The sequence below is a fragment of the Streptomyces sp. NBC_00988 genome (genome assembly GCF_045162645.1).
In the GTDB taxonomy this organism is placed as follows: domain Bacteria; phylum Actinomycetota; class Actinomycetes; order Streptomycetales; family Streptomycetaceae; genus Streptomyces.
Window position 1 is genome coordinate 8,883,737 of the sequence record NZ_CP108730.1, and the last position, 10,886, is coordinate 8,894,622.

At 72.6% G+C, this 10,886-nt stretch carries 3 protein-coding genes and 1 pseudogene; 2 read left to right on the forward strand and 2 right to left on the reverse strand.

Annotated features, from left to right (window positions below; genetic code table 11):
• Window positions 1-21 precede the first annotated feature (21 nt).
• Window positions 22-2,895: a hypothetical protein gene (locus OG496_RS40770; protein ID WP_405974411.1), complete on the reverse strand. Its 2,874-nt coding sequence runs from the start codon at window positions 2,893-2,895 to the stop codon at window positions 22-24.
• Between the two features lie 178 nt (window positions 2,896-3,073).
• On the reverse strand, window positions 3,074-6,463 hold the full coding sequence (locus tag OG496_RS40775; protein WP_405974412.1) for an FtsX-like permease family protein: 3,390 nt from the start codon (window positions 6,461-6,463) through the stop codon (window positions 3,074-3,076).
• Window positions 6,464-6,673: 210 nt separating this feature from the next.
• On the opposite strand from OG496_RS40775, the gene OG496_RS40780 reads away from it, so the two are divergent.
• Both OG496_RS40780 and OG496_RS40785 read left to right on the forward strand, forming a co-directional pair.
• Complete coding sequence (locus OG496_RS40780; RefSeq protein ID WP_405974413.1) at window positions 6,674-8,137, forward strand: 3' terminal RNA ribose 2'-O-methyltransferase Hen1; 1,464 nt, start codon at window positions 6,674-6,676, stop codon at window positions 8,135-8,137.
• A pseudogene (locus tag OG496_RS40785) lies at window positions 8,134-10,678 on the forward strand (polynucleotide kinase-phosphatase). Before OG496_RS40780 ends, OG496_RS40785 begins: the two are co-directional and overlap by 4 nt.
• Window positions 10,679-10,886 lie beyond the last annotated feature (208 nt).

The window sequence follows — 10,886 nt, forward strand, 5'->3', positions numbered from 1 at the left end:
TGGCTTGGCCTCAGGGGGCGTTCAGGTCAGGCGAAGTACGGCTCCCAGACGGCGCCTGCGGGCGAGCACCGTCTCGGTCGCCGCGGCCGCCAGGATCAGGGCGGTCACGCCGGCGACGAGGGCGAGGGTCAGTGAGTAGTCGGTGTGCAGGGCCGGTTGGGCCGGGCCGCCGGTGAACTGCCGTAGGTCCAACGTCCCTGCCAGGAGCCGGGGTTCGAGCAGGCCGAGCAGGGTGCCGCCCACCGCTGAGGCCACCGCCAGCGGCAGTAGTTGCAGGAAGTGGATCGCCCCGGCCTCCTTGCCGCCGAGCCCGAGTGTGCGCAGGAACGAGGTGGTGCGGCTGCGTTCGTGGGAGGTGAGGGTCAACTCCAGGGCGAGCGCGAGCAGGCCGGACAGCGCGGCCAGGATCGAACTGGTCGTGTAGATCGTGCCGAGGCCCTGCGTGAGGCCGTCCGCGCGCAGGGCGCTCAGGGTCTCGGAGCGGACGCGGATCTGGGCCAGCGGGCCGAGGGCTTTGGCTGCCGCCGATCGCAGTGCCGTGGGACTGGGGGCGGCGGAACCGTCGCCTTTGCCCTCGCTCTTGAGGAGCAACACCGTGCTGCCCGAGGCCTGTTGGGGCAGTAGGTGCTCTGCGGCGGCGGTGGTGATCAGCATCAGCGTTCCCGCAGGGATCTGCGCCGTGATCGGGCCGAGGAGGGGGTCGCGCAGTTCGGCGGGGGTGAGGGTGCCGACCGGTTTGAGGGTCAGGTTCACCGGGGGTTTCCCCTGGGCCACGATGGTGGTGGTGAAACCACCGGTGCGCTCGCTCGCCCGGAGGCCGGGGGAGAGGAAGGACGGCAGCGGGGTGCTCGCACCGGTCCGGGTTCCGGGCGGGGCGGTCAGTCCGGACCGTAGGGCGGCGGCCAGCGGTGACTTCGGGGCGAGGGCGGTGAGTTGGCGGGGGTCCACGGTGATCACGGCGACCTGGGAGACGACGGCGCCGTCGGTCTGTCCGGCGAGGTCGAGGGTGCGTAGGCGCTGGAGGGCGGTCCCCGCAACGGTCGTGGTCCCGGCGGGAGTTACGGTCCCGGCCACCGTCGCGCTAGCGTCCGCACCGGTGCTCCACGCCGCCCCCGTGGCCAGCCCGTCGTCGACCGTACGCTGCACAAGGCCCCCGAAGACCGCCGTGCCCAGGGTCAACACCAGGACGAACAGGGCCAGTCCGGTCGCCGGGGCGTCATGTGCGGCCCGGGCTGCGCCCACGAAGCCCACCACGCCCCGGCCGCGACGGGTCTGCCGTAGCACCAGGCGGAGTACGAGCGGGTAGACGCGCAGCAGGATCAGTACGACGGCCAGCGCCACGAGTACCGGTACCGCGCCCAGGATTCCGTCGGGGCCCTGTGAGCGGAGCGCGAGTACGCCTGCCGCCGTCGCCAGCAGCACCGTCAGTTCCAGGACCACGCGTCGGCCTACGGCGGTTCTGCGGCGCGTGCGGCGAAGTCGGCCGGGGCGGCGGGGTTCGCGGACCGCCAGCCAGGTCATCAGGGGCACCGTCAGGAGCACCACCGCGGTGACGAGGGCGGCGGACAACGGTTGAGGCGAGCCGGATGTGCCGGTGGGGGCGAGGGCCCCGCCGGTCGCCCAGCCGAGCAGCGCGGCGACCAGCACCACCGGCCAGGCCACGGCGCAGCGCAGCAGGACCAGCCGGGCGGTGGACGCGCCCCGCGCGCGCTGCAACCGCAGGTGTGGCCGGCGTCGGCGCAGCAGCAGCCGTACGGCTACGACGACGGTGGCCAGCGTGACCGCGGCGAGCGCGTCGACGGCGTACGTCGCGAGGGCTCTGGCCTGTTGGTCCTGGGCTGTGAACGTGGTGAGGAGCGGGGTAAGGGAGTCGGTCACCAGCAGGGACTGGGTGGACTGGCCGCCGACCTGGCAACTGATGTCGCCGGTGACCCAGTCGCTGCCCTGGCACAGGGCGGCGCTCAGGTCCGCGCTGTAGTGGGACAGCGGACCAGTCAGCGCGCGGGCCCGGTCGAGCGCCGCCCCGGACAGGTCGGCGCGCAACTGCCAGGTCACCCGGGGGCCGCCCACCCCGGCACCGGCCAACAGGTCGGCGGCGTCGCGGCCGACGAGGCCGCGGACGGCGAGCACGGTGCCGGTGGAGCGTTCCGCCGGGTAGCGCGAGGGCTGGTCCAGGGTCTCGCGGCCGGTCCAGAAGTCGTCGGTCGTGGCCGTGGTGCGGTAGACGCCGCTCACCACCAACTCGGCTTGTGGCGCCGAGGTTTGTGCCCCCGGCGTCTTGGCGAACTCCAGGCTCAGTCGGCTGCCGGTCCGGACGCCCAGCGCCTGCGCGGTGGCCTGCGACAGACCGATCTGGGGTGCGGTGGCCAGCGGGGTGTGGTCGGCGGGCGCGCGACCGCTGACGTAGCGGAGATGGGGTCGCGCGGACGGCAGGTAACTGACCGTCAGTTGGGTGCTGGTGTTCGCCGGACCCGGCGGGCGGGGGGAGAGCAGCGACGCCGGGTCGTAGTCGTAGCTGCCGCCGCCGGTGAAGGACAGGTGCCGTGCGGCTCCGCCGCTGAGCGGGTGGGTGAGGGTGCGGCCGGCGGCGAGCAGGGTGGCCATGTCCACGGTGGGCGGTGAGGTGTTGAAGATCTCCGGTGTGGTACTCAGGCTGATGAGCGGGGCTTGGGCCTGCGCGGCGGCGACACGTTGCCGCAGTGCCCGGTCCTCCTGGCGGCCCGCGAGGGCAGGGGCCCACGCGCACAGCGCCGTCAGCACCAGGACGAGTACCGCCAGGCAGACCAGCATCGGCAGGTCACCGCGGGTCTCCTTGCGGATCAGGCGCCGTGTCACCGCCGCGGCCCGCCGCATGGGCCGCGTCAACTCCGGGCGCGTGCCCGCGGATTGGGTCACCGTCGGGCCTCTCCGGTAGTGCCCGGTTCTACGGGTCGCCTCAACTCCACGCGTGTGCCTGCGGATCGGGTCACCGTCTGCCCTCTCCAGTCGTGTACGGCCTCGGGTCGCCTCAATACCGCACCCGCGCCTGCGAGTTGAGTCACCGCCTGCCCTCTCCGACCGTGCACCCCCCGACTCAACGGTCCTCTCCCGCCCGCAGCACCCGCACCAGATCCACCCGGGCCAACAGCCGCGCCAGCCCCAGCACAACCATGCTGATGGCCAAGGCAGTTGCCACCGCCGTCAGTGCCACCGTGCCCCAGGGAATGACCTGCGGCAGCGGTGGATACGGGGCCTCTCCGCTGTCGTCCACGGTGACCAGTGGCAGTACCGCCGATGCCAGAGCCATCCCCATCAAAGCCCCCGGCACCACCGCGAACAGCGCCAACCCCACCTGCTCGGCGCCCAGTAGTGCGGACAGGCTGGTGGCGCGGACGCCGATCGCCCGGAGCAGGGCGAACTCCTTGCGGCGCTGCCTGGTGGAGACCACGGCGTGCACGGTGAAGGCGATGACCGCGAAACCGGGGGCCAGGTACCGGACCAGTTCCAGCACCCGGCGCAGCCCGGCGTGGAACGGGTCGGCCTGCAGGGACGCGGCGGTGCGTGCCGTGGTGGTGACGCCGCCCAGCGCCGGCTGTGCCTCGGCGGCAATGGCCGTACGCTCGCTGTCGGTGCTGCTCAGCCACCAGAACGCGGGGTCCTGCCGGTCGGCTCCGGCCAGGGTGAGCGCGGTGGCGAGTTGGCGCTGGTCGGCGATCAAGTGGCCCTGGCCGCGGCCCAGTCCGGGCGGTGAGTCGACGCTGCCCACGATCCTGGCGGTGATCCGGCCGCCGCCCAGGTCGAGTGTCGTGGTGCTGCCCATGTGCAGGCGGGCGGCGCGCAGCGTGGACGTGTCGGCGCGTACCGGAAGCGGTGCCGGACCACCCGCCGGGCCCGCCACGAGCCGTACCTGGCTGCCGGGTTGGGTGGCGTAGTCGCTGTCGGACAGACCGCCGAAGGCGTCCGAGATCGCCTGGGAGGGGCGGATGCCGGTGCTGACGGTGGTCCGGAGCACGGTCGAGCCGCCGGGCACGATCGCGCACACCCCGGGGGTGCCGGGGTTGTAGGTGTCGGTCAACTTCCCTTTGCAGGCACCCTCGGTGGAGTCGGCGGCGTGGTCCGTGCCGTCGGACCAGGCCTGCCCGCCGGGCAGTTGGGAGACCCAGGTGTCCGAGGTGTCCGCGGTGTCTGTCGTGCCGCGCGCGCCGATCCGCATCAGGTCCAGGTCCAGCCGTGCGGGACGCGCGTTCGGCTGCGGCAGGACACTGACCGCGGTCACCGTCAGCGGATACGCCCGCGGGTGGCCCCCGCTCAGCGCCACACCGAGCGGGACCACGACCGTATGTCTGGCCCCGTCGGCGGTGGGCAGTCGCGCCGATACGACGCTGACCAGACCGGACGCGTCCTGCACGGTGAGTTCGAGGCTCGGTGCCACACGGTTGCCGTCGCTGCTCAGCCGCTCGTCCAGCAGCAGCGCGGTCGGCCGCCCGGGGAGCCGGATGCCGGGGACGACCGGTGACGGGGTGTGGGGCGCGGGCCCGCCGATCGTGCCGACCAGGTCCTCGGTGGCGCCGCCGGGCAGGTTCACCGTCGACCGCGTCACCGGTGTCACGGACGTCACCCCCGGCAGCGCGCGATAGGCGGAGGCCAGGACGGCCGAGGGGTAACCGTCGTCCGCCGACGGGTCGAACCGCACATCCGCGCCGACGGTGAACGCGGCCTGCTCGGACGCGAGTCCGCCCAGACAGGCCAGCGAGGTGGTGGCGAAGGCGCTCACCGACACGGCCAGGCACATCAGCACCACCGGCCCCGCGTTGCGTGCGGCCCGCCGGCTCAACTGCCAGCCGGCCAGGGCCAGTACGAGCCCTCGGCTACGCCGCCCGAACGCGTCCAGCAACAGCGACGTCAGCGGCAGCAGCCGGAGCAACAACAGCGCGGCGGCGCCCGCCACCAGCGTCGGCACGAGGACCAGCACCGGGTCCGCGGACGCGCTGCCGGTGCCCACGTCGGCGATCAGCGAGTGGTGCCGCCGCAACTCCAGGTACCCCAGCGTCGCCACGGCCAGCAACGCCAGGTCGGCACCCAGCCGTTGCGCGGCGGCGGCCCGCGCGCCGCGAGCCGGCCGCGACCGCGCCGACGGCAGCACGGGCAGCAGCACCGCCGCCGCGTGCACCAGCAGAGTCAGTCCTACGGCCGTCCACGCGTCGGCGCCCCGGGTGCCGGGGTGCAGCAGCCCGGCCAGGAAGGGGGCGGCCACGGCGGCCGGTACGCCGGTGAGCGCCCACTCGGCCGTAGCGCCGCGCAGCAACCTCAACGTGCCCGCGCCACGGGCCTGTTGGAGGGCGAGCTCGTCGCGTCGGCGCTCGGTCAGCTGGCGGGCGGCCAGGACCAGGGTGGCCAGGGCGAGGACCGCGAGCAGCACGCCGGGCAGGTACAGCGAGGAGCGGGCCGCGACCGTCGGGACCGTCAAGTCGTCGATGGCGCCCGGCAGTCCGGAGGCCACGGTCAGGTCGTCCAACGACGGCCGGCGCCCGCCGAACACCGACACCCCGCTCTGGCTGCCGGAGAAGGCGCGCAGCCGGTCGTGCAGCCCGGCGAGGCTGTCCGCGTCGAGCCGCGAGAGATCGGGCTGCACGCTCCAGTGGGCGGTCAGATGGCCGTTCAGGACGGCGCTGCCGTTGAGCGCCGACGCCGAGACCACCAGCAGATCCTGGTCGGCGGTCTCGCCCTCGGTCAGGTCACCGGCCATCGCGGGCCAGAACCCGACGGCGCCGGTCGCCCGGAAGACCCCGGTGACCCGCAGCGTCATGGGGCGGCTGAAGGCGTCCTGCACCCGAAGGCTCGAACCGGGCCTGATACCAAGGCGTTTGGCCAGCGCGTCGGGCACCGCCGTGTCGACCGGCGCGGTGGACCCGGTGGCGACCGGCACATCGGGCAGCGAGGTGAAGGCACCGGCCGGGGCGTCGGCCGTACCGGCGGGCCAGCGCCCGGCCACCAACTGCCCGAACCTGCCCCCGTCTTGAACCGCGACCGGGTGCAACCCGCTGCCTCCGGGACCACGCGGCGGTCCTATAACCCCGTCAATCCCCGTCACCGAGACGGGAGATGTGCCGAGCAGCCCCACATACGTCCGCTGCGGCACCCCGGCGAACACCCGCTCCGCGGCGGCCCGCACATCCCGGTCGGCGGCGGCCATCCCGCCGGCCCGGTAGGCCGCGTTGACGTTCACCTGCGCGTTGGGATCAGCGGCCAGCCGCCGTACGGCCCCGGCCTGCACCGAACTCCCCGCCAGTGCCGCGAGCGCGGCCAACGCCGTCGCACACAACAGCACGGTCATCGAAACAGCGGCCAGCACCAGCCCGTGCTGCGCGACCCGCCGGGCAACTGCCGGAATCCGCCGCCGAGTTGGGTCCGGAACATCGGGCCGCCGCCGCGACGAGGAGGTGAAGGCCGTGGCGACCACATGAACCCCCGCAGAATCGAACATGTGACGGTGACGGCGCGCCACAGTCCTACCAGCCGTGCCCCGGCGCCGCAAGAAACGCTGATCGTCACGGCCGCCCGATGGGGGAGGGCACGGGGAAAATGCCTGAGTACGTGAGGGATGTTCGCTGTACGTTGGGCGGGCGCCCCGCGTTCCGCGGTGGCGCGCTTCCCCAGCTCAGAGGCCCAGTAGACGTTACGAGGCAGGCCCACCGTGTTCCTGACGATCAGTACCACCGGCACCCCAGAACGCCCCGCCACCGACCTCGGTTTCCTGCTGCACAAGCATCCCGACAAGGCGCAGGCGTTCTCGACGTCCTACGGCAAGGCGTACGTCCTCTACCCCGAGGCGGATCCCGCGCGGTGCACGGCGGCGCTGTTGCTTGAGGTCGACGCGGTGGCGCTGGTCCGGCGCGGCAAGGGCAAGGGGCGCGGTGGCGCGCCCGACGCGGCGCTCGCGCAGTACGTCAACGACCGTCCGTACGCGGCCTCTTCACTGCTCGCCGTGGCCCTGAGCGCGGTCTTCTCCAGCGCCATGCGGGGCGTGTGCAACGCCCGCCCCGAGCGCGCGGAGCAGCCGCTGCCGCTGCGCATCGAGGTGCCCGCGCTGCCCGCACGCGGCGGTCCCGATCTCGTACGACAGCTCTTCGCGCCGCTCGGCTGGACGGTCACCGTCGAACCGGTCGCGCTGGACGCCGAGTTCCCCGAGTGGGGCGACTCCCGGTACGTCAGCCTCGTCCTGGAAGCGGAGACGCTGACCCTCGCCGAGGCGCTGCGCCACCTGTACGTCCTGCTGCCGGTCCTGGACGACGCCAAGCACTACTGGGTCGCGTCCGACGAGGTGGACAAGCTGCTGCGCGCCGGTGAGGGCTGGCTGCCTACGCACCCGGAGCAGAAGCTCATCACCAGCCGTTATCTGTCCCGCCGTTGGTCCCTCACCCGCGAGGCGATGGAGCGGCTGGAACTCGTGCGGCTCGCCGAGGCCGACGACAGCGAGGTCGAGGAGATCGACAACGCCGTCGAGCCGGAGACCGAGGCCGAGGAGAAGCCGACGCCGCTCGCCGTGCAGCGCCGGGACGCGATCATCGGGGCGCTCAGGACGTCCGGTGCCGGCCGCGTGCTCGATCTCGGGTGCGGGCAGGGCCAGTTGGTGCAGGCGCTGCTCAAGGACACCCGGTTCACGGAGATCGTCGGCACCGATGTGTCGATGCGCGCGCTCACCATCGCGGGCCGCCGCCTCAAGCTCGACCGCATGGGGGAGCGGCAGGCCTCGCGCGTCCAGCTCTTCCAGAGCTCGCTCGCCTACACCGACAACCGCCTCAAGGGCTACGACGCCGCCGTGCTCAGCGAGGTCATCGAACACCTCGACCTGCCCCGGCTGCCGGCCCTGGAGTACGCGGTGTTCGGCGCCGCCCGCCCGAGGACGGTCGTCGTCACGACCCCGAACGTCGAGTACAACGTCCGCTGGGAGACCCTCCCCGCCGGACACGTCCGGCACGGCGACCACCGCTTCGAGTGGACGCGCGCCGAGTTCGGGGAGTGGGCGGGGAAGGTCGCCCAACGGCACGGCTACGACGTCGAGTTCGTACCGGTCGGGCCCGACGACCCCGAGGTGGGACCGCCCACCCAGATGGCCGTGTTCAGCGTGAGTACCGTGAAGGAGGAGAAGGCCGCATGACCGAGACCCAGCCGCCCAAGGGGCGCGTACTGCCCGTCACCGACCTCTCCCTCGTGGTGCTGATCGGTGCCTCTGGCTCCGGCAAGTCCACCTTCGCGCACCGGCACTTCAAGCCGACCGAGATCATCTCCTCGGACTTCTGCCGGGGCCTGGTCGCGGACGACGAGAACGACCAGAGCGCCAGCCGGGACGCCTTCGACGTCCTGCACTACATCGCCGGCAAGCGCCTCGCCGCGGGCCGCCGCACGGTCGTCGACGCGACCAGCGTGCAGCAGGACAGCCGACGCCAACTGATCGACCTGGCCAAGCAGTTCGACGTGCTGCCCATCGCCGTCGTGCTCGACGTACCGGAGGAGGTGTGCGCCGAGCGCAACGCCTCCCGCGTCGACCGGGCCGACATGCCGCGCCGCGTCATCACCCGGCACACCCGTGAACTCCGGCGCTCCCTGCGGGGCTTGGAGCGCGAGGGCTTCCGCAAGGTGCACGTCCTGCGGGGCGTCGAGGAGATCGACCACGCCACGGTCGTCACCGAGAAGCGCTACAACGACCTGACCCACCTCACCGGCCCCTTCGACATCATCGGCGACATCCACGGCTGCGCCGCCGAACTGGAGACCCTGCTCGGCAAGTTGGGCTACGACGACGGTGTCCACCCGGCGGGCCGTACGGCCGTCTTCGTCGGCGACCTCGTCGACCGCGGCCCCGACTCGCCCGGTGTGCTGCGCCGCGTGATGTCCATGGTCGGCTCGGGAAACGCCCTGTGCGTACCGGGCAACCACGAGAACAAGTACGGCCGTCACCTGAAGGGCCGCAAGGTCCAGCACACGCACGGCCTGGCCGAGACGATCGAGCAGATGGAGGGGGAGAGCGAGGAATTCCACGCCCAGGTACGGCAGTTCATCGACGGACTCGTCAGCCACTACGTCCTCGACGGCGGCAAACTCGTGGTCTGCCACGCCGGCCTGCCCGAGAAGTACCACGGCCGCACCTCCGGCCGGGTCCGCTCGCACGCGCTCTACGGCGACACCACCGGTGAGACCGACGAGTTCGGCCTGCCGGTGCGCTACCCGTGGGCCGAGGACTACCGAGGTCGCGCGGCCGTCGTCTACGGCCACACCCCGGTCCCCGAGGCCACCTGGCTGAACAACACCATCTGCCTCGACACGGGCGCCGTCTTCGGCGGCAAGCTGACCGCCCTGCGGTGGCCGGAGCGGGAACTGGTCGACGTACCGGCCGAGCAGGTCTGGTACGAGCCGACCCGTCCGCTCCGCACCGAGGCACCCGGCGGCCACGACGGCCGCCCGCTCGACCTGGCGGACGTGCACGGCCGCCGCGTGGTGGAGACCCGGCACGCCGGCCGGGTGTCGGTCCGCGAGGAGAACGCGGCGGCGGCCCTGGAGGTCATGAGCCGCTTCGCGGTCGACCCGCGCCTGCTGCCGTACCTCCCGCCGACGATGGCCCCGACGGCGACCTCGCACGTCGAGGGCTATCTGGAGCACCCGGCCGAGGCGTTCGCGCAGTACGCCGACGACGGGGTCACGCGGGTCGTGTGCGAGGAGAAGCACATGGGTTCGCGGGCGGTGGCGCTGGTGTGCCGGGACGCGGAGGCGGCGGCCAAGCGCTTCGGCGTGGATGGGCCGACCGGTTCGCTCTACACGCGCACCGGCCGTCCGTTCTTCGACGACCGGGCGGTCACTGAAGAGATCCTCGGCCGACTGCGGACGGCGCTCGACGAGTCGGGCCTGTGGGCGGAGCTGGACACCGACTGGGTGCTGCTGGACGCGGAGTTGATGCCGTGGTCGCTGAAGGCGTCCGGGCTGCTGCGTGGTCAGTACGCGGCGGTCGGTGCGGCGGCGCGGGCGGTGTTCCCGGGTGCGCTGGCCGCGCTGGAAGGTGCCGCGGGGCGGGGTGTCGACGTGGACGCGCTGCTCTCCCGGCAGCGTGAACGCGCCGCCGACGCCTCGGCGTTCACCGACGCGTACCGTCGCTACTGCTGGACCACGTCCGGCCTCGACGGTGTCCGGCTCGCCCCGTTCCAGATCCTCGCGGTCCAGGGGCGCAGCCTCGCCGGGCTCCCGCACGACGAACAACTCGCCCTGCTGGACCGGCTGGTGGAGCACGACAGCACGGGCCTGCTGCAGACCACACGTCGGCTGTACGTCGACACCGGTGACCCCGAGTCGGTACAGGCCGGTGTCGACTGGTGGCTGGAGATGACGGGGCGGGGTGGCGAGGGCATGGTCGTCAAGCCGGTCGGGGCGGTCGTGCGCAGCGAGCAGGGGAGGTTGGTCCAGCCGGGTATCAAGTGCCGTGGCCGTGAGTACCTGCGGATCATCTACGGTCCGGAGTACACGCGTGCCGACAACCTCGCCCGGCTGCGGGGGCGGTTCCTCAACCACAAGCGGTCGCTGGCGATCCGGGAGTACGCGCTCGGTCTTGAGGCGCTTGACCGGCTGGCCGAGGGTGAGCCGCTGTGGTGTGTGCACGAGGCGGTGTTCGGGGTTGGCGCTGGAGTCGGAGCCGGTGGATCCGCGTCTGTGAGCAGGCGGAGGGCGGCCTGGTCCGTTCACCAGGGTGGCCCGGCCGGATCCGGCCGGGCCACCCTGGTCCAGGCGCACCGGCTTGGCGCACACATGTGAGTGCACCTGGTTCCGCCGAAGACGGCATGCTAGCTTCGCTCGTCAGTCAGGTATACCGACTCATGGGGGAAGGTCGGTGGAAACGGCGGCGGGATTAGGTGGGTTCGGGC